Origin of the sequence: Neobacillus notoginsengisoli, from assembly GCF_003515685.1 — a bacterium.
GTDB lineage: Bacteria > Bacillota > Bacilli > Bacillales > Cytobacillaceae > Bacillus_D > Bacillus_D notoginsengisoli.
Genome location: NZ_QWEG01000011.1, coordinates 55667 through 78492, shown reverse-complemented (window position 1 = coordinate 78492; position 22826 = coordinate 55667). Strand labels below are relative to the sequence as shown.

General features: G+C 45.4%; 21 protein-coding genes. All 21 read left to right on the top strand.

Features of this window, described 5'->3' with window-relative positions; translation table 11 throughout:
- The first annotated feature begins 8 nt into the window (after positions 1-8).
- The 21 genes from hslU to D1B31_RS24355 all read left to right on the top strand — a co-directional run bounded on the left by hslU (position 9) and on the right by D1B31_RS24355 (position 22822).
- On the top strand, positions 9-1418 hold the full coding sequence (hslU, locus tag D1B31_RS16990) for an HslU--HslV peptidase ATPase subunit (protein WP_118922602.1): 1410 nt from the start codon (positions 9-11) through the stop codon (positions 1416-1418).
- Positions 1419-1520: 102 nt separating this feature from the next.
- Positions 1521-2300 (top strand): GTP-sensing pleiotropic transcriptional regulator CodY, encoded by a 780-nt coding sequence (gene codY, locus D1B31_RS16985; RefSeq protein WP_118922600.1) that lies wholly within the window; start codon positions 1521-1523, stop codon positions 2298-2300.
- Positions 2301-2519: 219 nt separating this feature from the next.
- The gene (gene rpsB / locus D1B31_RS16980; RefSeq protein WP_118922598.1) at positions 2520-3233 is read left to right on the top strand and encodes a 30S ribosomal protein S2; all 714 of its coding nucleotides are present in this window, start codon (positions 2520-2522) and stop codon (positions 3231-3233) included.
- 184 nt (positions 3234-3417) lie between these two features.
- On the top strand, positions 3418-4302 hold the full coding sequence (gene tsf, locus D1B31_RS16975; RefSeq protein WP_118922596.1) for a translation elongation factor Ts: 885 nt from the start codon (positions 3418-3420) through the stop codon (positions 4300-4302).
- Positions 4303-4454: 152 nt separating this feature from the next.
- The gene (gene pyrH / locus D1B31_RS16970; RefSeq protein ID WP_118922594.1) at positions 4455-5177 is read left to right on the top strand and encodes a UMP kinase; all 723 of its coding nucleotides are present in this window, start codon (positions 4455-4457) and stop codon (positions 5175-5177) included.
- Between the two features lie 2 nt (positions 5178-5179).
- Positions 5180-5737, top strand: coding sequence for a ribosome recycling factor (frr, locus tag D1B31_RS16965; protein ID WP_118922592.1), 558 nt, complete (start codon positions 5180-5182; stop codon positions 5735-5737).
- 376 nt (positions 5738-6113) lie between these two features.
- A complete protein-coding gene (locus D1B31_RS16960; RefSeq protein WP_118922889.1) occupies positions 6114-6899 on the top strand; it encodes an isoprenyl transferase in 786 nt (261 codons plus the stop codon).
- 87 nt (positions 6900-6986) lie between these two features.
- Positions 6987-7127 carry a hypothetical protein gene (locus tag D1B31_RS24740; protein WP_204563041.1) on the top strand — a complete coding sequence of 47 codons (141 nt, stop codon included), beginning with the start codon at positions 6987-6989 and terminating at the stop codon, positions 7125-7127.
- A 78-nt stretch (positions 7128-7205) separates the two neighbouring features.
- Positions 7206-7997, top strand: coding sequence for a phosphatidate cytidylyltransferase (locus D1B31_RS16955; RefSeq protein ID WP_118922590.1), 792 nt, complete (start codon positions 7206-7208; stop codon positions 7995-7997).
- Positions 7998-8047: 50 nt separating this feature from the next.
- Entirely contained in the window at positions 8048-9193 is a 1146-nt protein-coding gene (gene dxr / locus D1B31_RS16950) for a 1-deoxy-D-xylulose-5-phosphate reductoisomerase (protein ID WP_118922588.1), read from the top strand.
- 115 nt (positions 9194-9308) lie between these two features.
- A complete protein-coding gene (gene rseP / locus D1B31_RS16945) occupies positions 9309-10568 on the top strand; it encodes an RIP metalloprotease RseP (RefSeq protein ID WP_118922586.1) in 1260 nt (419 codons plus the stop codon).
- Between the two features lie 138 nt (positions 10569-10706).
- Complete coding sequence (locus tag D1B31_RS16940; RefSeq protein WP_118922584.1) at positions 10707-12407, top strand: proline--tRNA ligase; 1701 nt, start codon at positions 10707-10709, stop codon at positions 12405-12407.
- A gap of 125 nt (positions 12408-12532) precedes the next feature.
- A complete protein-coding gene (locus D1B31_RS16935; RefSeq protein WP_118922582.1) occupies positions 12533-16858 on the top strand; it encodes a PolC-type DNA polymerase III in 4326 nt (1441 codons plus the stop codon).
- Positions 16859-17056: 198 nt separating this feature from the next.
- Positions 17057-17527 (top strand): ribosome maturation factor RimP, encoded by a 471-nt coding sequence (rimP, locus tag D1B31_RS16930; RefSeq protein WP_118922580.1) that lies wholly within the window; start codon positions 17057-17059, stop codon positions 17525-17527.
- A 96-nt stretch (positions 17528-17623) separates the two neighbouring features.
- The gene (gene nusA / locus D1B31_RS16925; RefSeq protein ID WP_118922578.1) at positions 17624-18760 is read left to right on the top strand and encodes a transcription termination factor NusA; all 1137 of its coding nucleotides are present in this window, start codon (positions 17624-17626) and stop codon (positions 18758-18760) included.
- An 18-nt stretch (positions 18761-18778) separates the two neighbouring features.
- Positions 18779-19060, top strand: coding sequence for an RNase P modulator RnpM (rnpM, locus tag D1B31_RS16920; protein WP_118922576.1), 282 nt, complete (start codon positions 18779-18781; stop codon positions 19058-19060).
- Positions 19060-19362, top strand: coding sequence for a YlxQ family RNA-binding protein (locus D1B31_RS16915; protein WP_118922574.1), 303 nt, complete (start codon positions 19060-19062; stop codon positions 19360-19362). Before rnpM ends, D1B31_RS16915 begins: the two co-directional genes overlap by 1 nt.
- A 19-nt stretch (positions 19363-19381) precedes the next feature.
- A complete protein-coding gene (gene infB, locus D1B31_RS16910; RefSeq protein ID WP_118922572.1) occupies positions 19382-21880 on the top strand; it encodes a translation initiation factor IF-2 in 2499 nt (832 codons plus the stop codon).
- A complete protein-coding gene (locus tag D1B31_RS16905; RefSeq protein ID WP_192894794.1) occupies positions 21880-22158 on the top strand; it encodes a DUF503 domain-containing protein in 279 nt (92 codons plus the stop codon). Before infB ends, D1B31_RS16905 begins: the two co-directional genes overlap by 1 nt.
- Before the next feature lie 15 nt (positions 22159-22173).
- Positions 22174-22545 carry a 30S ribosome-binding factor RbfA gene (gene rbfA / locus D1B31_RS16900; RefSeq protein ID WP_118922568.1) on the top strand — a complete coding sequence of 124 codons (372 nt, stop codon included), beginning with the start codon at positions 22174-22176 and terminating at the stop codon, positions 22543-22545.
- Positions 22546-22624: 79 nt separating this feature from the next.
- Positions 22625-22822, top strand: a complete 198-nt coding sequence (locus tag D1B31_RS24355) for a hypothetical protein (RefSeq protein ID WP_118922566.1) — start codon at positions 22625-22627, stop codon at positions 22820-22822.
- The last annotated feature ends 4 nt before the right edge of the window (positions 22823-22826 follow it).

Sequence of the window (22826 nt, the reverse complement as noted above, 5' to 3'; positions counted from 1 at the left end):
ATGCAAAAATGACAAACGCAGCAAATTTAACCCCCCGCCAGATAGTTGAAAAGCTTGACCAGTATATAATTGGCCAAAAAGAAGCAAAAAAAGCTGTTGCTGTGGCTCTTAGGAACAGATACCGCAGGGAGCGTCTGGACGAAAGGTTACGGGATGAAATCATTCCGAAAAATATCCTTATGATTGGTCCGACTGGGGTAGGAAAAACCGAAATAGCTCGCAGAATTGCAAAAATTACTGGTGCTCCTTTCATTAAAGTAGAGGCAACGAAATTCACTGAGGTCGGCTATGTGGGCAGGGATGTCGAATCAATGGTCCGCGACCTTGTTGAAACTGCTGCCAGAATTGTAAAAGCAGAGAAAATCCAGAGAGTGAAAGGGCGGGCGGAGGAAGCTGCCAACCGCAGGCTGATTGATTTGCTCGTACCGACCGCAAAAAAACAGACCAATTACAAAAATCCGCTTGAAATGCTGTTTGGCGGAAATGCTGAGCCGGAACCGGAAACGGAAACGACGGCTTCCGAGGAGTATTCAGTCAAGCAAAAAAGAGCTGTGATAAAGGAAAAGCTGGCGAATGGGGAACTGGAAAATGAAATTGTCAGTGTGGAAGTAGAGGAACAAACGCCATCCATGTTCGATATGCTTCAGGGGTCTGGAATGGAACAAATGGGTATGAATATGCAGGATGCACTGAGCAGTTTCATGCCGAAAAAGCTTAAGCGCAGGAAGCTAACGGTCAGAGAAGCGAGAGTGGTTCTGACAAATGAAGAAGCCGCCAAGATGGTTGACATGGATGAGGTAACCCAGGAGGCTGTCTTCCGAGCAGAACAGTCGGGGATCATCTTTATTGATGAAATCGATAAGATTGCCAGCCGGAACACAGGAGGGTCTTCTGCTGATGTTTCCCGGGAAGGAGTTCAGCGTGATATTCTGCCAATTGTAGAAGGTTCTACAGTGGTAACAAAATACGGACCGGTCAAAACAGATCATGTCCTATTTATCGCTGCCGGGGCGTTCCACATGGCTAAGCCATCAGACTTAATTCCGGAGCTGCAGGGCCGGTTTCCAATTCGTGTGGAGCTGGGCAAACTGACAGTCGATGATTTTTACAAAATCCTTGTTGAACCGGACAACGCTTTAATAAAACAATATATTGCATTACTTGAGACGGAAGGTATACAAATTGAATTTTCTGACGAAGCTATTCAAAAGATTGCCGAGGTTGCCTTTGAAGTGAATCAAAATACCGATAATATCGGTGCGAGGCGGCTGCACACAATTATGGAAAAGCTTCTCGAGGATCTGTCCTACGAAGCTCCGGATATCAACCTCGAAAAAATCACAATCACTCCGCAATATGTTGAGGAAAAACTAGGGCCGATTTCCCGTAATAAGGACTTAAGCCAGTTTATCCTTTAATGCGCTGTTTACAGCGTTTTTCAAAGGGTAAATTCTTATATACATTTAAAATTTTATTCAATTAAACGAAGTAATGGATGCAGCTAATAGGAGGAATAGAAAATGGATTTATTATCAAAAACGAGGAAGATCAATGCGCTTCTTCAAAAAGCAGCAGGAAAACCAGTTAACTTTAAGGAAATGTCCGAAACATTGAGCGAGGTCATCGAAGCAAATGTTTTTGTTGTCAGCCGCAGAGGGAAACTGCTAGGTTTTGCCATCAACCAGCAAATTGAAAACGAGCGGATGAAAAAAATGCTTGAAGACCGCCAATTCCCTGAGGAATATACAAATGGCCTGTTTAACATTAAGGAAACATCTTCTAACCTCGATGTTGAAAGTGAGTACACTGCTTTCCCAGTTGAAAACAAGGACCTTTTCCGCGAAGGCCTTACAACCATTGTTCCGATTATTGGTGGCGGGGAGCGCCTTGGAACATTGATTCTTGCAAGGCTCCATGAGAAGTTCCAAGATGATGACCTGATTCTTGGCGAATATGGCGCAACTGTTGTCGGTATGGAAATTCTCCGTGAAAAAGCGGAAGAAATTGAAGAGGAAGCAAGGAGCAAAGCTGTTGTCCAAATGGCGATCAGCTCCCTTTCCTACAGTGAGCTTGAAGCGATTGAGCATATTTTTGAAGAGCTGAACGGTACCGAAGGCCTTCTTGTTGCTTCCAAAATCGCCGACCGCGTCGGTATTACTCGCTCCGTCATTGTAAACGCCTTGAGAAAGCTTGAAAGCGCCGGGGTAATCGAATCCCGTTCCCTCGGAATGAAAGGTACTTACATTAAAGTTCTGAACGATAAATTTTTAGTTGAACTTGACAAACTGCGTTCAAATTAATTATCACCCGCCTGCCGGCCAACCGGCAGGTGTTTTTTTCAAAAAGAATAAAAAACGCTTTTTTCTGAGGTATTTCTTGATTGTCAAATCTACTTATGCTATATTACTACATGGTGTTAATCACACACGCCTGCTGATTCAAGCGGATGGTGCCGGCTGGTCCGGTTCCCGCTGAAACTGAAGCTGGCGGAGGAAAACAAACCATTAGGAGGAAAAAACATGTCAGTCATTTCTATGAAACAACTGCTCGAAGCTGGTGTACACTTTGGTCACCAGACACGCCGTTGGAACCCTAAGATGAAGAAATACATCTTCACTGAAAGGAACGGCATCTACATTATCGACCTTCAAAAAACTGTTAAGAAGGTTGAAGAAGCTTACAATTTCGTTAAGGAGCTTGCTGGCCAGGGCGGAACTATGCTGTTCGTAGGCACAAAAAAGCAGGCCCAGGATTCTGTTAAAGAAGAAGCAACTCGCTCTGGTATGTTCTACGTTAACCAACGCTGGTTGGGCGGAACATTGACAAACTTCGAAACCATCCAAAAGCGTATCGCGCGTCTGAAAAATATCGAAAAAATGGCAGAAGACGGTACTTTTGACGTCCTACCTAAAAAAGAAGTTGTTCAATTGAAAAAAGAGCAAGATCGTCTTGAGAAATTCCTTGGCGGTATTAAGGATATGAAGACTCTTCCAGATGCATTGTTCATCATTGACCCTCGCAAAGAGCGCATTGCTGTTGCAGAAGCACGCAAATTGAACATTCCGATCGTAGGTATTGTTGATACAAACTGTGATCCGGATGAAATCGATGTTGTCATCCCTGCAAACGATGACGCTATCCGTGCTGTAAAGCTTCTAACAGGCAAAATGGCTGATGCGATCCTTGAAGCGAAACAAGGTGAAGAAACAGCTGTACCCGCAGAACAAGCTTAACGGATTATTCATCTACGTATGAAAACAAAAAGGTGATTAGAGGGAACCCCTTTATCACCTTTTTTTAAAGTGGAAATCAGGTTTAGATTGGCCCAGGCCGGCTATGATAATAGAGTGAAAATCTGCACAGAGGCCGCAATTACGATTGAACCTTATGTACATAGATTAAAAGGAGGAAATATTAATGGCTATTACGGCGCAAATGGTAAAAGAACTTCGAGAAAAAACAGGTGCTGGCATGCTTGACTGCAAAAATGCGCTTCAGGAAATGAATGGGGATATGGAGAAGGCAGTTGATTTTCTTCGTGAAAAAGGAATTGCTAAGGCTGCCAAGAAAGGTGACCGTATTGCTGCGGAAGGCCTTGCTTCCATTAAAGTGGAAGGAAACGAAGCAGTCATTCTTGAAGTGAACTCTGAAACAGACTTCGTTGCTAAGAATGAAGGTTTCCAGGCACTTGTTGAAGAGCTTGCTTCCCACCTTCTTAACAACAAGCCTTCTACTGTTGAAGAAGCAGTAGGACAAAAAATGGGCAATGGCCAATCCGTTGAAGAGCATATTAATGCTGCAATTGCTAAAATTGGTGAAAAGCTTACCCTTCGCCGCTTTGAAATCAAAACAAAAGGCGACAACGACGCATTTGGAGCTTACCTCCATATGGGCGGACGCATTGCGGTTCTAACTGTTCTTGAAGGATCAACGGACGAGAGCGTTGCAAAAGATGTTGCCATGCATGTTGCTGCGCTTAACCCGAAATACGTTTCCCGCGATGAGGTTTCTGCCGAAGAAATCGAACGCGAGCGCCAAGTTCTTACTCAGCAGGCCCTAAATGAAGGCAAACCTGAGAAGATCGTAGCAAAAATGGTTGAAGGCCGCCTTGGAAAGTATTTTGAAGATGTTTGCCTTCTTGACCAGACATTTGTTAAAAATCCGGATCAAAAAGTTCGCCAGTTCGTTGAATCCAAAGGCGCTACAGTACGTGAATTCATTCGCTACGGAGTAGGCGAAGGCATCGAAAAGCGCGAAGATAATTTCGCTGAAGAAGTTATGAGCCAGGTTAATAAAAAATAAGGCGTTTGCAACTGTTTTAAATGGATAGGGAACACGGAGTGTTCCCTATTTTTAAAGATATGATTAACTTAGGACAAACAGCCTGGGTTTTAACCCGGGCTGGGTCCCTAATTAGTGGCATACAATGGCCTCAAACTACATAGGAGGTTTTTATGAGCAGTCCGATATACAAACGAGTTGTCTTGAAATTAAGTGGTGAGGCCCTTGCTGGCGAAGCAGGCTTCGGAATCAATCCTGCTGTTATTAAATCCATTGCTGAACAAGTTAAGGAAGTAGCCGAGCTGGGAGTCGAGGTTGCGGTCGTTGTTGGGGGTGGAAACATTTGGAGAGGGAAAATCGGCAGTGAAATGGGAATGGACCGTGCAACCGCCGATTATATGGGTATGCTTGCCACAGTCATGAATTCCCTTGCCCTCCAGGACAGCCTTGAGCAACTCGGCATAGAAACCCGTGTACAGACCTCAATTGAAATGCGCCAAGTTGCCGAACCTTATATCCGTCGCCGAGCAATCCGCCATCTTGAAAAGAAGCGGGCTGTCATTTTTGCAGCTGGTACAGGCAATCCTTATTTTTCTACAGACACAACCGCTGCGCTTAGGGCGGCTGAAATCGAGGCAGATGTCATCCTGATGGCTAAGAATAATGTGGATGGAGTGTATTCTGCTGATCCGCGCCATGATAAAAACGCCACGAAGTATGAGCATCTCTCATATCTAGATGTTTTAAAGGAAGGGCTTGCCGTTATGGACTCAACAGCATCTTCGCTGTGCATGGATAACGATATCCCATTAATTGTTTTCTCTATTATGGATAAAGGCAATATCAAACGTGCCGTGATGGGCGAAAAAATCGGAACTATTGTTAGGGGGAAATAATAATGCCGAAACAGGTCATCAGCAATACAAAGGAAAAAATGGAAAAAGCGATTCAAGCATACTCCCGTGAACTGGCAACAATCAGGGCAGGAAGGGCCAGCGCTTCACTTCTGGACCGTATCACAGTAGACTATTATGGTGCTCCTACACCTGTTAACCAACTAGCCGGAATCAGTACGCCAGAAGCAAGGTTGCTAGTGATTCAGCCTTATGACAAGAGCATCCTAGGGGATATTGAAAAAGCGATTCAGAAATCAGATTTAGGACTTAATCCGACGAATGATGGTTCTCTTATCCGCATCGCTGTTCCGCAATTGACCGAAGAGAGACGGAAAGAGCTTGTAAAGCTTGTGAAAAAAGAAGCTGAAGATGCAAAGATCGCCGTTCGGAATATTCGCCGTGATGCCAATGATGAACTGAAAAAGCTGGAGAAAAACGGTGAAATTACAGAAGATGATTTACGCGGTTATTCCGAAGATATCCAAAAGCTGACAGATGATCATATCAGCAAGGTGGATCAAATTACAAAGGATAAAGAAAAGGAAATCATGGAAGTATAATCTCCAATTCAGTACGTTAAAAGCCCCTTTACGGGGTTTTTTCACTTGAAAGCACTGAAAAACAGTTTTCATGCATCTTTAAAGAGATATCTTGATGCATTTTTGGTATGATAAAAACATCCATAAAATATACATAGAAAAGCGAAGGCGTCCGTTTAGCGCCGCAGCTAGCCAAATAGAAAAGCGAAGGCAAGCTGCTTCCTGAGAAACTTCATTGCAGCTTTGCGCCGAGCTGAACGAAGCTTCCCCGAATAAGCTGGCGCAGGAGCACCTTGGCATCTGGCAGCTAGACAAAAAGAAAAGTGGAAGCGTCCTTCTCTGCAAAATGTTTACCCTTTTTCGGAGGGAAGATCCATTGAATTGGAGGAGTAAGATAATGTTCAATAAATTAAAACGCTGGAAACCCCAAAATTCCTCTTCCTCTCTCCGAGATAGGATAGAATCTGTAAAAAAAGCGGGTGTTCCTTCCCATATTGCAATTATCATGGATGGAAACGGCCGCTGGGCAAAAAAAAGGGCGATGCCGCGAGTCGCTGGACACCATGAGGGTATGAAAGTTGTCAGGAAAATTACCCGGCTAGCTAACGAACTTGGAATCGGTGCTTTGACCCTTTATGCCTTTTCAACAGAAAACTGGAAAAGGCCTAAAATGGAAGTAGACTATCTTATGCAGCTTCCGGAAGAGTTTCTTGGGTCCTTTCTTCCGGAGCTCATTGAAGAAAATGTCCGGGTCGAAATGATGGGATATCAGGAAAATCTGCCGGTCCATACTTTAAGGGCCATAAATAAAGCGAGTGAAGAGACAAAGAACAATACCGGGCTAGTCTTGAATTTTGCATTGAATTACGGGAGCAGGGCTGAGATACTAGATGCAGTCAGGCATGTCTTAAAAGACTGTCAGAGTGGTATAATGGATGCTAATAGTCTGAATGAGGAAGCTTTTTCTTCTTACTTGATGTCATCCAAGCTGGCAGATCCCGATTTGCTTATCCGTACGAGCGGAGAAATACGGTTGAGTAATTTTATGCTTTGGCAGCTCGCTTATACTGAATTTTGGTTTACGGATGTATTATGGCCGGATTTCAATGAAGAACATCTCCTTAATGCTGTCGAAACCTTTCAGAACCGGCAAAGAAGATTTGGCGGAATACAAGGTTCTTAGTGTGACTGATTGAATGAGCCTGCAAGTGGGCCGGCCCGACTTTTTAAAAAGTTGGCTGTGTTAAAGGGTTCTTGATTTTCAACTACGTTGATTGGAGCGGAGGGGACCGACTCCGGCGGGATGAAGCGGCAAGGTGGAGACCTCGCAGGCGCTTTTAGCGCCGAGGAGGCTCCACTGACGCCCCGCGGAAAGCGTGTCCCCGGAGTGGAAATCAACAGCCATATTTAACATAGCCAAAATGTAAAGGAGGAAAGGCAATATTCCCTTTTTCTAGAGTTTTATTGGGGGCTATTTGCCTGAAGAAATATGAAGCAAAGAATTATAACAGCAGTCGTGGCAGCGGCCCTATTCCTGCCGATTGTCATTATTGGTGGTAGGCCGCTTATCCTGCTGGCATACTTGCTTGCAAGTGCCGGCTTTTATGAACTTGTAAAAATGAAGAAATTAAACCTGGCTTCCTTTCCCGGAATTGTGTCCCTCGTTACGTTGTGGCTTCTGATTTTGCCGCCAGACTATACTGAATGGATTGGGCGCTTTGGCTATGGAAAACAGGACATAGCCGTTATAGCAGTCCTGCTCCTTTTGGCATATACTGTTGCCTCTAAAAACCGCTTTACATTTGATGATGCGTCATTTTTAGCAATGGCCGTTGCCTATGTAGGCGCTGGCTTTTACTTTTTTATGGAAACAAGAAACGCTGGCGGGCTCTCATGGCTCTTTTATTCCCTGTTCATCATGTGGGCTACTGACTCAGGAGCTTATTTTGTCGGCAGGGCCAAAGGCAAAAGGAAGCTCTGGCCTGAAATCAGCCCAAATAAAACGGTAGAAGGCTTTTTGGGAGGAATTATGTGTGCACTGCTGGTCGCAATAGGCTTTGTCGTCTTTAGTGATTTGGGTGTACCCGCCGTTAAACTGCTTATAGTGACTGCTTTTTTGTCTGTATTTGGACAACTTGGCGACCTGGCGGAATCAGCTTTCAAGAGAAATTATCATATTAAAGATTCAGGCAACATCCTTCCTGGCCACGGGGGTATTCTAGACCGTTTTGACAGCCTCTTGTTTGTCTGGCCCTTAATTCATATATTTCAGCTGATTTAGTCCCGCCAAGCTGCATTTAACCTGCGGAAAGCTTTAGGAGAGATTAATTAATGAAGAAAATTAGTTTAATGGGTGCCACAGGATCAATCGGCATTCAAACCTTGGATATCCTTCGGTCAAATCCGGAATCATTCAATCTTGTCGCCTTTTCGGCAGGCCGGAATATCGGACTGGCCAGAAAAATTATCGAAGAATTCAAGCCCGCGTTTGTATCAATGCAGGAGAAGGAAGATGCGGAAAAACTCCGAAGTGAATATCCAGGAATCACTTTTTCGTATGGAGAAGAAGGCCTTTCTGGAACAGCAACTCACGAACAGGCGGAGATCGTCTTAAATGCGGTTGTTGGCAGTGTTGGCCTCAAGCCGACACTGGAAGCGATTAAATGCGGAAAAACAATCGCGCTTGCAAACAAAGAAACGCTTGTTACCGCGGGACATCTCGTTATGAGCGCCGCTAAAATGAAAGGGGTCAGCCTGTTGCCGGTCGATAGTGAGCATTCAGCCATTTTTCAATGCTTACAGGGTGAGAATGATAAAAACATTGAAAGGCTGATTATTACTGCATCAGGAGGAAGCTTCCGGGACCGAACCCGAGAAGAATTGGCTGATGTCGCGGTTGAGGATGCCCTTAACCATCCAAATTGGTCAATGGGAGCAAAAATAACAATCGACTCTGCTACAATGATGAATAAAGGCCTGGAGGTCATAGAGGCGCATTGGCTATTTTCACTTCCATATGAAAAAATCAGTGTTCTCCTGCACCGGGAGAGCATTATCCATTCAATGGTTGAGTTCCATGACTCAAGTATTATCGCGCAATTGGGGAGCCCTGATATGAGGGTACCAATTCAATATGCGTTGACATATCCGGACAGAATGCCACTTGAGTCGGCAAAAAGACTAAACCTTGCCGAGGCAGGGAAATTGCATTTTCAAGAAATGGATTTTGAGCGGTTCCGCTGCCTGCAATTGGCGTATGAAGCTGGCAGAGAGGGTGGTTCCGCCCCAACAGTATTAAATGCGGCAAATGAGATTGCGGTTGCTGCATTCCTTGATGGCCGTATCCGTTTCCTTGAAATAGATGACCTGGTAGAACGTGCTTTGGAGACCCATAGCCTAATAAAAGAGCCAGATTTGGAAGCAATTCTGGAAACCGACAAAAGAACAAGGCAATACGTCCAATCGCTACTTGCCTAGACAATTGGCGGGATAGTGCTCAGCCTAAAGTATAAAGGCTGTGCCCGTAATTACCCTTAAGCAAGACAAACCCCGGAAGTTCTTTCGGGACTCTTAAAAAAAGGTGGTAGGTCTTATGAGTACAGTCATTGCGTTCATCATCATATTCGGGGCGCTCGTCTTCTTTCATGAATTAGGGCATTTTATTTTCGCGAAAAGGGCGGGAATCCTTTGCAGAGAGTTTGCCATTGGCATGGGCCCGAAGGTTTTCAGCCATAAAAAAGGAGAAACGCTCTATACGATCCGTCTCCTCCCGATAGGCGGGTATGTAAGGATGGCTGGTGAAGATGCTGAAGCGGTTGATATTAAACCGGGATATCGGATTGGCCTGCTGTCAAGTCCTGACGGAAAAGTCGAAAAGATCATATTGAATAATAAGGATAAATATCCTGATGCAAGAATTGTTGAAGTCGAGCATGCCGACCTTGACCGTACCCTTGTTATTAAAGGTTATCCCGAGGATGAAGAAGAGACGCTTCGGGCATTCTTAGTTAACCCAGATGCGGTAACAATTGAAAACGGGGTTGAAAACCAAATAGCTCCCTATAACCGCCAGTTCGGTTCCAAAACACTGTGGCAAAGGACGCTGGCCATTTTTGCCGGGCCAATGATGAACTTTGTTCTAGCGTTTTTCATTTTTCTAATCCTAGCTCTTGTCCAGGGCGTCCCTTCCAATGAACCAAAGCTCGGAAAGATTACTCCAGATGGAGCGGCACTGCAAGCAGGCCTAAAAGAAGGGGACGTTGTTCAAAGTATATCCGGATCGGAAATTTCCAGTTGGACTGATGTCGTGGAAGTTGTCCGGAAAAACCCGGAAAAGGAAGTCAATTTTATCGTTGAACGTGACGGCAAGGAAAGGGAAATCCTCGTTACCCCACAGGCACGAGAAGCTGAAGGAGAAAAGATTGGGATCATTGGCGTTTACAGCCCGGTTGAAAAATCACCATTGCGCGCGCTAAGTTATGGTTTTGAAGAAACAGTATTCTGGACTAAGGAAATCTTTGTTATGCTCGGTAAGCTTGTCACGGGACAATTTTCGATCAATATGCTGAGCGGCCCGGTGGGCATTTATGTTTCAACAGACACTGTTGCAAAATCAGGCGTTTATTATTTAATGAAATGGGCTGCCATTCTAAGTATTAACCTTGGTATTATGAACCTTCTGCCATTTCCGGCTCTCGATGGAGGTCGACTAATGTTCTTTGCTGTTGAGGCTTTGAGAGGAAAGCCGGTAGACAAGCAAAAAGAAGGAATGGTCCATTTTATCGGATTCGCCCTTCTCATGCTCCTCATGCTCGTCGTAACGTGGAACGACATCCAAAGGTTTTTCCTATAAAGGTTTAAGCAGCGATTTTCCTGGAAACGATTGTTAATTATTTGAAAAGTCGCCGGCGGGAACCCTTTCCGCCGGCATACATATGCAAACGATTTATGTTTAGGCAAGTTTAGATAAAGAATGTTGGAGGCGAAAAAAGTGAAGCAAAGTATGACCTTGATCCCTACATTAAGGGAAGTGCCTGCGGATGCGGATGTAAAAAGCCATAAGCTTCTGCTTAGGGCCGGTTTCATTCGGCAGAACGCCAGTGGAATTTATAGCTATTTGCCCCTGGCTAAACGAGTATTAACAAAAATAGAATCCATTGTCCGGGAAGAAATGGACAAAGCCGGTGGGGTTGAGCTCCTCATGCCAGCTCTACAGCAGGCAGAGCTATGGCAGGAATCGGGGCGCTGGCAATCGTATGGGCCGGAACTCATGAGGCTCCATGACCGCCATCACCGGGAGTTCGCACTGGGCCCGACTCATGAAGAAGTCATTACAAGCCTTGTCAGGGATGAAGTGAAGTCCTACAAGCGGCTCCCCTTGACTCTATATCAAATCCAAACAAAATTCCGTGATGAAAAACGTCCACGGTTTGGATTGCTTCGGGGACGGGAGTTTATCATGAAGGATGCTTATTCCTTTCATTCGAGTAAAGAAAGCCTTGATGAAGTATATGATAGGATTTTTAAGGCCTACTCAACTATTTTTTCACGGTGCGGCCTTAATTACCGAGCTGTCATAGCAGACTCCGGAGCTATGGGCGGGAAGGATACACATGAATTTATGGTTTTGTCAGACATCGGCGAAGATACGATTGCCTATTCGGATACCTCCTCATATGCAGCTAATATTGAAATGGCACCTGTTACAGCTACATATGTTAAAAGCGGGGAAGCTCAACAAAAAATAGAAAAGGTAAAGACTGAAAACAAGAAGACAATTGCCGAGGTTTCTGAGTACTTGAATGTAAATGAGAACCAATGCATTAAATCACTGTTATTTAAAGTTGACGGACGCCAAGTACTCGTATTGGTCCGGGGCGATCATGAAGCAAATGATATCAAACTTAAAAATCTCTTCGAGGCCAGCACTGTCGAACTTGCAGAAGCTGGAGAGACGAAGGAAATCCTGGGCTGTGAAGTTGGTTCAGTGGGGCCGGTCGGCGTTTCAAATGTAGAAATCATTGCGGACCATGCAATCGAAGCAATTGTCAACGGGGTTTGCGGCGCGAACGAAGAGGATTATCATTTTATAAACGTGAATCCGGGCACCGACTTTGAAGTTACCCGCTACGCGGATATTCGTTTCATACAAGAAGGAGATCCTTCTCCAGACGGCCAGGGCAACATTCTTTTTGCAAAGGGAATTGAAGTCGGCCATGTCTTTAAACTTGGAACCCGTTACAGCGAAGCGATGGAAGCATTCTATCTGGATGAAGGCGGCAAATCAAAGCCGATGATTATGGGCTGTTACGGTATTGGGGTATCGAGGACACTTTCTGCTATAGCCGAGCAGTTCAATGACGACAGAGGCATAATATGGCCTTCAGCGGTTGCTCCCTATCATGTACACCTTATTGCGGTGAATATGAAGGATGAGGCTCAAGCCAGTCTTTCTGAAGAGTTATATGAATCGATTGGCCAGCAATTTGAGATTCTGTTCGACGACCGCCAGGAACGCCCTGGGGTGAAATTTGCCGATTCTGATTTGATTGGCATCCCAGTACGGGTGACTGTTGGCAAAAAGGCGATGGATGGAATTGTCGAAGTAAAGAATCGAAAAACCGGTGAAGTCATAGAAGTGCAGACCGAAAAACTTTTAGACACAATCCAATCGCTGCTTGAAAACAATTAAAGAAAAAGGTGCCGATTTGAATGCGGCACCTTTTTCTTTTTTGCAGCTTCATGCCGAAAGGGTTCGGTTTCTATGATATAATTAACTTTTGAAAAATAGACAGTACTAGATGGGGAGAGTGAAGAATGAACACCCATTCAGATGAAAGAATAGAACGGTTTCTAATTTTACTGCAACAGCTAGGCATGACAGACGACGCGATTGTCCCTCATTTTGAAAATGCCCGGATAGACCAGGTGCAAATCAGCAGAAAACAAAAAAAGTGGCATTTTTTATTTACAATCGGCAAGATTCTTCCTGCCAGCCTTTTTACTATGCTCGAAACACAGCTTAAAGAGAAATTTTCATCTTATGCAGAGGTTGTCTCTTTTGAAATAAATGTTTTAGACCAGGCTTTTACGAAAGAAATGATTTGGGATTACTGGAAGAGATGCCTAAATGAAATTGATGGCATGGCCCCTCCGCTCATGAATCTTTTGTACGGGCAAATGCCTGAACTTCATGGCACGAAGCTTTTGGTTAAGGTTAGGAATGAAACGGAAGGCGGCGCCATAAAAGGCAAATACAGCGCACTTTTTTCCTCTATCTATCAGTCTTTCGGATTTCCATTTCTTGTTGTGGATGTAGAGCTACAGGAAGAGGAAAAAAACGAGGAATATCAGCAATTCATGGAGGCAAAGCAAAAAGAGGACGACGAAAGAGCCATGCTTGCCCTCATGGAAATGCAGAAACGCGAGGCCGAAAAAGACCGAAATGGAGCAGGGGGAGATGGGCCGCTCGTTATTGGGTTGACGATAAAAGGGGATGCCGATTTCCGCAACCTTATTGAGATTGTCGATGAAGAACGAAGAATCGCAATTGAAGGGTATATTTTTGATGCGGAAACACGGGAGCTTAGAAGTGGCCGGACATTGCTGACGTTTAAGATAACAGACTACACTAGTTCGATCATGGTAAAAATGTTCTCGCGGGATAAAGAGGACGCAGCCCTTTATCAGCGGGTGAAGAAAGGCATGTGGGCAAGGGTCCGCGGAAGCATTCAAAACGATACGTTCGTCCGCGATCTGATAATGATTGGCAATGATGTCAATGAAATCAGGCCAGTCACTAGGCAGGATAGTGCACCGCCAGAGGAAAAGCGGGTTGAGCTGCATCTCCATACCCCGATGAGCCAAATGGATGCCGTCACTCCTGTTGCCTCACTCGTCGAGCAGGCGAAGAAATGGGGCCACCCGGCAATCGCTATTACGGACCATGCTGTCGCTCAATCTTTCCCGGAGGCTTTTGCTGCAGGCAAGAAAAATGACATAAAGATACTTTATGGGATTGAAGCGAATCTTGTGGATGATGGTGTTCCAATAGCCTATAACGATTCACACAGGAAGCTCGCCGATGAAACCTACGTTGTCTTTGACGTCGAAACGACCGGATTATCCGCCGTTTATGACACGATTATTGAATTGGCAGCTGTCAAGATTAAGGATGGGGAAATTATTGACCGCTTTGAGTCTTTTGCGAATCCTCATCACAGATTGTCAGCCACAACCATTAATTTAACAGGCATCACAGATGATATGGTGCAAAACGCCCCAGAAGTAGGGGAAGTTGTTCAACGGTTCAGGGAATGGACGGCCGATTCAATTTTCGTCGCTCATAATGCCTCTTTCGATATGGGATTCCTGAATACAGTGTATAGAAAACTGGGCTTTGAGAAAGCGAAGAACCCTGTCATTGATACATTGGAACTCGCTCGTTTCCTGTATCCGGAAATGAAAAACCACCGCCTGAATACATTGGCGAAGAAATTTGATGTGGAGCTAACCCAGCATCACCGGGCCATTTACGATGCCGAGGCAACAGGCTATTTATTGATGAGGATGTTGAAGGACTCACTTGAACAGGGCATTGAGTACCACGATCAATTCAACGACAACATGGGGAAAGGCAATGCGTTCAAGCGCGCGCGTCCTTACCATTGCACACTCCTTGCCCAAAATGAGACAGGGTTAAAAAACTTATTCAAGCTCATTTCAATTTCGCTGATCAACTATTTTTTTCGGGTTCCACGCATTCCAAGGTCTGTTTTGCAGAAGTACCGGGAAGGAATTCTAGTCGGCTCGGGATGTGACCGCGGCGAAGTTTTTCAAGGGATGATGCAAAAGTCGCCGGATGAAGTTGAAGAAGCAGCTGGGTTTTACGACTACCTGGAGGTTATGCCGAAACCCGTTTACGCTCCATTGCTCGAAATGGAACTGGTCAGGGACGAAAGGGCACTTGAGGAGATTATCGGCAATGTCGTAAAACTGGGTGAAAAATTGGAACTGCCGGTTGTCGCAACCGGGAATGTCCATTACCTGAATGAAAACGATAAAATCTACCGGAAGATCCTTGTCAATTCGCAGGGCGGCGCCAATCCTCTGAACAGGCATAATCTTCCTGATGTCCACTTTAGGACAACCAACGAGATGCTCGATGCTTTCAGTTTCCTTGGCACAAAAAAAGCTAAGGAAATTGTTGTGGAAAACACGAATAAAATTGCAGATATGATTGATGCGATTAAGCCAATCAAGGATGACCTCTATACGCCTAAAATTGAAGGCGCCGATGAGGAAATGCGGGAAATGAGTTATTCGATGGCGCGCAGAATCTACGGGGATCCTCTGCCTGAAATTGTCGAGGCCCGACTGGAAAAAGAATTAAAGAGTATCATTGGCCATGGCTTTGCGGTTATTTATCTCATTTCTCATAAACTTGTAAAGAAATCACTTGATGATGGGTATCTGGTTGGATCGAGGGGTTCGGTCGGTTCCTCCTTTGTTGCGACAATGACGGAAATCACCGAGGTAAATCCGCTTCCACCTCATTATGTTTGTGTAAAGTGCAAGCACTCTGAGTTCTTTAATGATGGGTCAGTTGGTTCCGGGTTCGACCTGCCTGATAAAAACTGTCCTGAATGCGGGGCTAAATACCGGAAGGATGGCCATGATATTCCGTTTGAGACCTTCCTCGGCTTTAAGGGGGACAAGGTTCCGGATATTGACCTTAACTTCTCCGGGGAATACCAGCCAAGGGCGCATAACTATACGAAGGAATTATTCGGAGAAGAGTATGTCTATCGCGCTGGAACAATTGGCACGGTTGCTGATAAAACGGCTTTCGGTTACGTAAAAGCGTATCAGCAGGAGAATAATCTTCAATTGAGGGGCGCGGAGATTGACAGGCTCGCTTCCGGCTGTGTCGGTGTTAAGCGGACAACCGGACAGCACCCGGGGGGAATCATTGTTGTCCCGGACTATATGGATATCTATGACTTTTCGCCAATTCAATTCCCTGCCGATGCGGCCACGTCGGAATGGAAAACGACCCATTTTGATTTCCATTCCATCCATGATAACTTGCTGAAACTCGATATACTTGGCCACGATGATCCGACCGTCATCCGTATGCTCCAGGATCTTAGCGGCATCGATCCGAAAACAATTCCGACTGATGACCCTGAGGTCATGAAGATTTTCAGCGGGACGGAATCACTGGGCGTGACAGAAGAACAAATTATGTGTAAAACAGGAACATTGGGTATTCCGGAATTCGGAACAAGGTTCGTCAGGCAAATGCTTGAAGATACGAAACCGACGACGTTCTCAGAGCTTGTCCAGATATCCGGATTGTCCCATGGGACGGATGTATGGCTTGGAAATGCTCAAGAATTGATCCATAACAAAATCTGTACACTGAGCGAGGTCATCGGCTGCCGGGATGACATTATGGTTTATTTGATTTACCAGGGCCTAGAACCTGCCCTCGCTTTCAAAATTATGGAGTCAGTCCGTAAAGGAAAAGGACTTACAGAGGAAATGGAAGCGGAAATGCGAAAAAACGAAGTGCCTGAATGGTATATCGATTCATGTAAGAAAATTAAGTACATGTTCCCCAAGGCGCACGCGGCTGCTTATGTTTTAATGGCTGTAAGAATTGCCTACTTTAAGGTACACCTCCCTCTTTTATATTATGCAGCGTATTTTACTGTCCGGGCGGAGGATTTTGATATTGAAGCAATGGCCAGGGGCTCTGAAGCCATCAGGGCGATCATTGAGGAAATCAATGCAAAGGGCCTTGATGCGGCTCCTAAAGAGAAAAACTTGCTGACTGTTCTTGAATTGGCCCTTGAAATGTGTGAGCGCGGATTTTCGTTCCAAAAAATCGACTTGTACAAGTCTTCTGCGTCTGAATTCACAATTGAGGGAACAACATTGATCCCTCCTTTCAATTCAATCCCTGGGCTTGGAACGAATGCAGCAGTGAATATCGTCAAAGCAAGGGAAGAAGGAGAATTCCTTTCAAAAGAAGACCTCCAGCAGCGTGGAAAAGTTTCTAAAACCGTCATTGAATATCTTGACAAACAAGGTTGCCTTGACGCACTTCCCGAGCAGAACCAGCTTTCCCTTTTTTAGGGGTTTTCAGGCAGTCCGCTTCATTTGCTTTCAGTAATTGTGTATGGTATAGTTTTATTGGAAATACTAAGCAAAATGTCCGGAAGAGTGGGGAAACCCACTCTTTCGTTGTTGTCCAGGGCATTTTTCGGGTATAAATGATAAAAGTCTCCGTTAGTAGTGCAAAATACCGGTTAGTAGCAGTAAAGGAGGTTAGCAATGAGTAAAGTGACAGAAATAGTAGAAAATTTGGCTACCCCGATTGTAGAAGAACTTGGATTGGAATTAGTTGATATTGAATATGTAAAAGAAGGCCGGGATTGGTTTTTGCGGCTATACATTGACAAGGAGAACGGGGTCGACATAGAAGAATGCGGAATCGTCAGTGAACGTGTAAGTGAAAAGTTGGATGAACTTGATCCAATCCCCCACAATTATTTTCTTGAAGTGTCTTCACCTGGTGCCGAAAGGCCGCTAAAAAAGGAGAAGGATTACCGAGATTCCATCGGAAAAAATGTTTACGTGAAAACATATGAGCCGATTGATGGAGAAAAGTCATTTGAGGGCATTTTGCTTGATTTTGACGGTGAAACCGTAAAACTGGAAATCAAAATAAAGACACGTAAAAAGACAGTTGAGATTCCTTTTGACAAGGTGGCAAACGCCAGGCTTGCAGTCACGTTTGGCTAATTCAGCCCTGCAGGCAAATATTCGCATGGGAATATTTACACACTGTGATCCTGGACTTAAGATAACTCATGACTGACTAAAGGGGGATAAGTACCAATGAGCAGCGAACTTTTAGATGCTCTGACAATACTGGAAAGAGACAAGGGTATTTCCAGAGATGTATTAATTGAAGCAATTGAAGCGGCCCTAATATCGGCATACCGAAGAAACTTCAATCAGGCGCAAAATGTAAGAATCGATATTAATACCGATAATGGGTTGATGCGTGTTTTTGCCCGGAAAGAAGTTGTCGATGAAGTTTTTGATCCGCGGCTGGAGATTTCCATTGATGAAGCCCGGGAAATCAATCCGAATTACCAAGTGGAAGATGTAGTTGAAATGGAAGTAACGCCGAAAGACTTCGGTAGGATTGCCGCCCAGACAGCGAAGCAGGTTGTGACCCAGCGTGTCCGTGAAGCGGAGCGGGGCATCATTTATTCGGAATTTATCGATCGTGAAGAGGATATTATGACAGGAATCGTCCAAAGGATTGATTCCAAGTTCATCTACGTCAGCCTTGGAAAAATTGAAGCACTTCTTCCGGTCAATGAGCAAATGCCAAATGAGCATTATAAACCCCATGACAGGATTAAGGTGTTTATTACAAAAGTGGAAAAAACAACAAAGGGTCCCCAAATCTTTGTGTCCAGAACGCATCCAGGCTTGTTGAAGCGGCTATTTGAAATTGAAGTGCCAGAGATTTATGACGGTACGGTTGAAATCAAATCAGTAGCCCGCGAAGCAGGAGACAGATCCAAAATTTCCGTCCATTCGGAAAATGAGGAAGTCGATCCGGTTGGTTCTTGCGTCGGCCCTAAAGGGACGAGAGTCCAAGCTGTCGTGAATGAACTGAAAGGGGAAAAAATCGATATCGTCAAATGGTCGGAAGATCCGGTTGTTTTCGTGGCGAATGCGCTCAGTCCGTCCAAAGTGCTTGATGTACTTGTGAACGAAGGTGAAAAGGCAACAACAGTCATCGTTCCGGATTACCAGCTTTCCCTTGCAATCGGCAAGCGGGGACAGAATGCACGCCTAGCGGCAAAGCTAACTGGCTGGAAAATCGATATCAAGGCTGAAACCGAGGCAAGAGAAATGGGTATTTTCCCTCGTGAAGAAACGATTAGGCTTTTTGACGAAGAGGAAGATTTTTACGAAGAAGATGAAGATTACGATTACGAAGACGATAAAGAGTAATAAGCGGAGGGAATAGACGTGAACAAAATGAGAAAAGTTCCGATGCGTAAATGTGTCGCAACAGGGGAAATGAAACCCAAAAAAGAACTTGTTCGCATCGTCCGCTCAAAAGAAGGAGACGTTTCAGTCGACCTGACAGGAAAAAAATCGGGCCGCGGCGCGTACTTGTCTTTAGACCGTGAAGCAATCCTTTTGGCAAAGAAGAAAAATGCACTGGCAAACCATTTGCAAACTGATATAGATTCAGCTTTATATGACGAGCTCCTTGAGCTTATGGAAAAGGAGAAACGGCAATCCTGATGAAATCAAATCAATGGATGTCATTGCTTGGCTTGGCAAATCGGGCACGAAAAGTCATTTCAGGAGAAGAGCTTTCCATAAAGGAAATCCGAAGCAATAAGGCAAAGCTCATCCTGTTATCCGCAGATGCTTCCGCTAATACATCTAAAAAAATCACCGATAAGTGCAAATCCTTTCACGTACCGTGGAAAATAGTCGATAACAGGTATGACCTCGGTTCGGCAATTGGAAAGGAAGCACGTGTGGTAGTTGCTGTATTGGATGAAGGGTTTGCGAAAAAACTAATGACACTGCTCGATTAATTTCAGCGGGGGTGAAAGAATGAGTAAAACACGTGTATACGAATACGCAAAGAAATACAATGTTTCTAGTAAAGATGTTATTGCAAAACTGAAAGATATGAATGTAGAAGTTTCTAACCATATGTCTACAATTGAAAAGGACGCCTATAATAAATTGGAAGCCATCTTCAATAAGAAGGATGAAAGGCAGGCAAAGCCTCAGCAGCCAAAGCAGCAGCAGGGAAGCCAGCAGGGCCGTCCGCAAGCTAGCCGTGAGGGAAGGCCTCAGGGCAGCCAGCAAAACCGTCCGCAAGGTAACCAGGAAGGGCAAGGGCGGTCCCAGACCAGCCAGCAAAGCCGCCCTCAAGGGAATAGGGATAACCGTCCGCAAGGGAGCAGAGATGGAAGGCCTCAGGGCAGCCAGCAGGGCAGCCAGCAGGGACGCGGGCAGGGGACCCAGCAAAACCGAAACCAGCAAAGCGGACAAGGCAGGCCGCAAGCAAGCCGTCCGGGTGCTCAAGGCCAGCAGAGCCGTCCACAGGGCGGACAGCAAAACCGCAGCCAGGGCGTGCAGCAGGGCAGGCCGCAACAAGGCGGGGCTTCAAACCAACAAAGGCCAAACAGGCCATCTGCTCCTAAGCCGGCAGATAATAAAAAGAATGAAAATAAACCGTTCAATAAAGGGAAAGCTCCTAATAGGCCAAACCAGGGCCAAAACAGGAACAGACCTGGCAAAAAGCAGCATCAGCAGCAGGCCGCTCCACCGGTTCGAAAGGAAAGGGAACTTCCGGCAAAAATTACTTTCAGTGAATCGCTGACAGTCGCGGAGCTGGCGAAAAAGCTGTACCGGGAGCCTTCTGAAATCATTAAGAAACTTTTCCTTCTAGGTGTAATGGCCACCATTAACCAAGAACTCGATAAAGATGCAATTGAACTCATTGCAAGTGAATATGGAGTGGAAGTGGAAGAGGAAATTAAGATTGATACAACCGACCTTGAGGTTTATTTCACTGAGGACGAATCAGGTGACTTGGTTGAAAGGCCTTCAGTTGTAACGATTATGGGACACGTTGACCATGGGAAAACCACCCTGCTTGATTCCATCCGCCATACGAAGGTAACGGAAGGTGAAGCAGGCGGGATTACTCAGCATATCGGTGCTTATCAAGTGGTAGAAAACGGCAAAAAAATCACTTTCCTGGACACTCCTGGACACGCAGCATTTACAACGATGCGTGCTCGTGGAGCAAAAATTACCGATATCACCATTCTTGTTGTGGCAGCTGATGACGGCGTCATGCCGCAGACTGTAGAGGCGATCAACCATGCCAAGGCGGCGGAGGTTCCAATCATCGTAGCGGTGAATAAAATGGATAAGCCGGCAGCAAATCCTGACCGAGTCATGCAGGAGCTGACTGAGCACGGATTAGTCCCTGAAGCTTGGGGCGGTGATACGATTTTTGTTCCGATTTCGGCTAAGAATAGGGAAGGAATCGACAGCTTGTTGGAAATGATTCTTCTCGTAAGTGAAGTTGAAGAGTACAAAGCAAATCCGAACCGTAAAGCAGTGGGAACGGTTATTGAAGCCCAATTGGATAAAGGGCGCGGTTCGGTTGCAACCTTGCTTGTCCAAAATGGAACCCTTAAAATTGGTGACCCAATCGTTGTTGGTGCCACATTCGGCCGCGTGCGCGCAATGGTCAATGACAAAGGGCGCCGCGTAAAAGAGGCAGGTCCTTCCACTCCGGTAGAAATTACCGGTTTAAGTGACGTTCCACAAGCAGGGGACCGCTTTGTTGTATTTGATGACGAGAAAACCGCACGCCATGTTGGTGAAGCACGCGCCCAGCAATCTTTGGCTGCTTCCCGCGGTGAGAAAACCCGCGTCAGCCTTGATAACTTGTTTGAACAGTTAAAGCAAGGGGAAATGAAAGATTTAAACATCATTATCAAAGCGGATGTTCAGGGGACCGCTGAAGCGATGGCCGCTTCACTGATGAAAATTGATGTTGAAGGCGTCAATGTCCGGATTATCCATTCGGGCGCGGGAGCAATCAATGAGTCTGACATTACCCTCGCAGCAGCTTCCAATGCAATTGTCGTTGGTTTCAACGTACGACCGGATGCGAACGCCAAACGGGCTGCAGACGCGGAAAAGGTAGATGTACGCCTGCACAGGGTCATTTATAAAGTCATTGAAGAAATTGAAGCCGCAATGAAAGGAATGCTGGATCCGGAATTCCAGGAGAAAATCATTGGCCAGGCCGAAGTGCGCCAGACCTTCAAAGTATCTAAAATTGGAACGATTGCCGGTTCATATGTCACAGATGGAAAAATCACCCGTGACAGTGGCGTGCGCCTCATCCGCGATGGCGTAGTTATTTTTGAAGGAACAGTCGATGCCCTTAAGAGATTTAAGGATGATGCCAAAGAAGTGGCACAGGGGTACGAGTGCGGAATCACCATTAAAAACTTTAATGATGTCAAAGAAGGAGATATCATCGAAGCATTTGTAATGGAGGAAGTGGAAAGGAAATGATTGTGGGCCTTGCAAGATGCGAGTGCATCATTTATGATGCCGGCTCGCTTAAGGATAAGCGGGCAGTCCTGCAAAGGATCATGACCCGCATCAGGCAAAGACTGAACGTTTCCGTTTCTGAAGTGGATTATCAGGATGCCTGGCAGCGTACCGCTATAGCGTTAGCTGCCGTGGCCTCCTCGAAAGTCCCTGCTGAAAAGGAAATACAGAATGCCCTAAAATTGATTGATTCCTTTCCGGAAATAGAAAGAACCATCACCGATATAGAATGGCTTTAAAAAGAGGTGACATAGATGAGTCTTAGAGCGAACCGGGTTGGAGAGCAATTGAAAAAGGAACTTGGTGAAATCATCGGCCGAAAAATTAAGGACCCGCGCATCGGCTTCGTTACCGTAACCGATGTCCAGGTAACTGGTGACCTTCAGCAGGCAACTGTATATATTTCAGTGTTGGGCGATGAGGAACAACGGGAAAACACCCTAAAGGGACTCGCAAAAGCCAAAGGTTTCATCCGTTCCGAAATTGGAAACAGGATCAGGCTCCGCAAAACCCCGGAAATTGCTTTCGAATTTGATGAATCCATTGACTACGGAAACAGAATTGAAACACTCCTCACAAAAATCCATAACGAAGAAAAACAATCTGGAAACGATAAAGAGGAGTAAAGCGGATGGATAGACGGAAGTCTATCCATCTTTTTTGAGCTTTAATCTGGAAATAAAAAAAGATATGGAGTGTAATCAGATGATTGAAGCGGAGGGCACCGCCTCCTCGAAAATGCTATCGCATTTTCTTCGTGCGATGATTATTCGAAGAGGCGGGTTTGTCCTGCGGGATGCGGCGGCAAGGTGGAGACCCCACAGGCGCTATAGCGCCGAGGAGGCTCCACTGACGCCCCGCGGAAAGCGTGTGCCCGCAGCGGAAATCATAGTTAAAACTTGAAAGG

Excerpts from the sequence above, each read along its gene's own strand:
- D1B31_RS16915 (WP_118922574.1), top strand. The coding sequence starts at position 19,060 with ATGAAATCAAATCAATGGATGTCATTGCTTGGCTTGGCAAATCGGGCA.
- hslU (WP_118922602.1), top strand. The coding sequence starts at position 9 with ATGACAAACGCAGCAAATTTAACCCCCCGCCAGATAGTTGAAAAGCTT.
- codY (WP_118922600.1), top strand. The coding sequence starts at position 1,521 with ATGGATTTATTATCAAAAACGAGGAAGATCAATGCGCTTCTTCAAAAA.
- D1B31_RS16960 (WP_118922889.1), top strand. The coding sequence starts at position 6,114 with ATGTTCAATAAATTAAAACGCTGGAAACCCCAAAATTCCTCTTCCTCT.
- tsf (WP_118922596.1), top strand. The coding sequence starts at position 3,418 with ATGGCTATTACGGCGCAAATGGTAAAAGAACTTCGAGAAAAAACAGGT.
- frr (WP_118922592.1), top strand. The coding sequence starts at position 5,180 with ATGCCGAAACAGGTCATCAGCAATACAAAGGAAAAAATGGAAAAAGCG.
- D1B31_RS16935 (WP_118922582.1), top strand. The coding sequence starts at position 12,533 with ATGAACACCCATTCAGATGAAAGAATAGAACGGTTTCTAATTTTACTG.
- D1B31_RS16955 (WP_118922590.1), top strand. The coding sequence starts at position 7,206 with ATGAAGCAAAGAATTATAACAGCAGTCGTGGCAGCGGCCCTATTCCTG.
- rimP (WP_118922580.1), top strand. The coding sequence starts at position 17,057 with ATGAGTAAAGTGACAGAAATAGTAGAAAATTTGGCTACCCCGATTGTA.
- D1B31_RS24355 (WP_118922566.1), top strand. The coding sequence starts at position 22,625 with ATGATTGAAGCGGAGGGCACCGCCTCCTCGAAAATGCTATCGCATTTT.
- rpsB (WP_118922598.1), top strand. The coding sequence starts at position 2,520 with ATGTCAGTCATTTCTATGAAACAACTGCTCGAAGCTGGTGTACACTTT.
- rbfA (WP_118922568.1), top strand. The coding sequence starts at position 22,174 with ATGAGTCTTAGAGCGAACCGGGTTGGAGAGCAATTGAAAAAGGAACTT.
- infB (WP_118922572.1), top strand. The coding sequence starts at position 19,382 with ATGAGTAAAACACGTGTATACGAATACGCAAAGAAATACAATGTTTCT.
- pyrH (WP_118922594.1), top strand. The coding sequence starts at position 4,455 with ATGAGCAGTCCGATATACAAACGAGTTGTCTTGAAATTAAGTGGTGAG.
- dxr (WP_118922588.1), top strand. The coding sequence starts at position 8,048 with ATGAAGAAAATTAGTTTAATGGGTGCCACAGGATCAATCGGCATTCAA.
- rseP (WP_118922586.1), top strand. The coding sequence starts at position 9,309 with ATGAGTACAGTCATTGCGTTCATCATCATATTCGGGGCGCTCGTCTTC.
- nusA (WP_118922578.1), top strand. The coding sequence starts at position 17,624 with ATGAGCAGCGAACTTTTAGATGCTCTGACAATACTGGAAAGAGACAAG.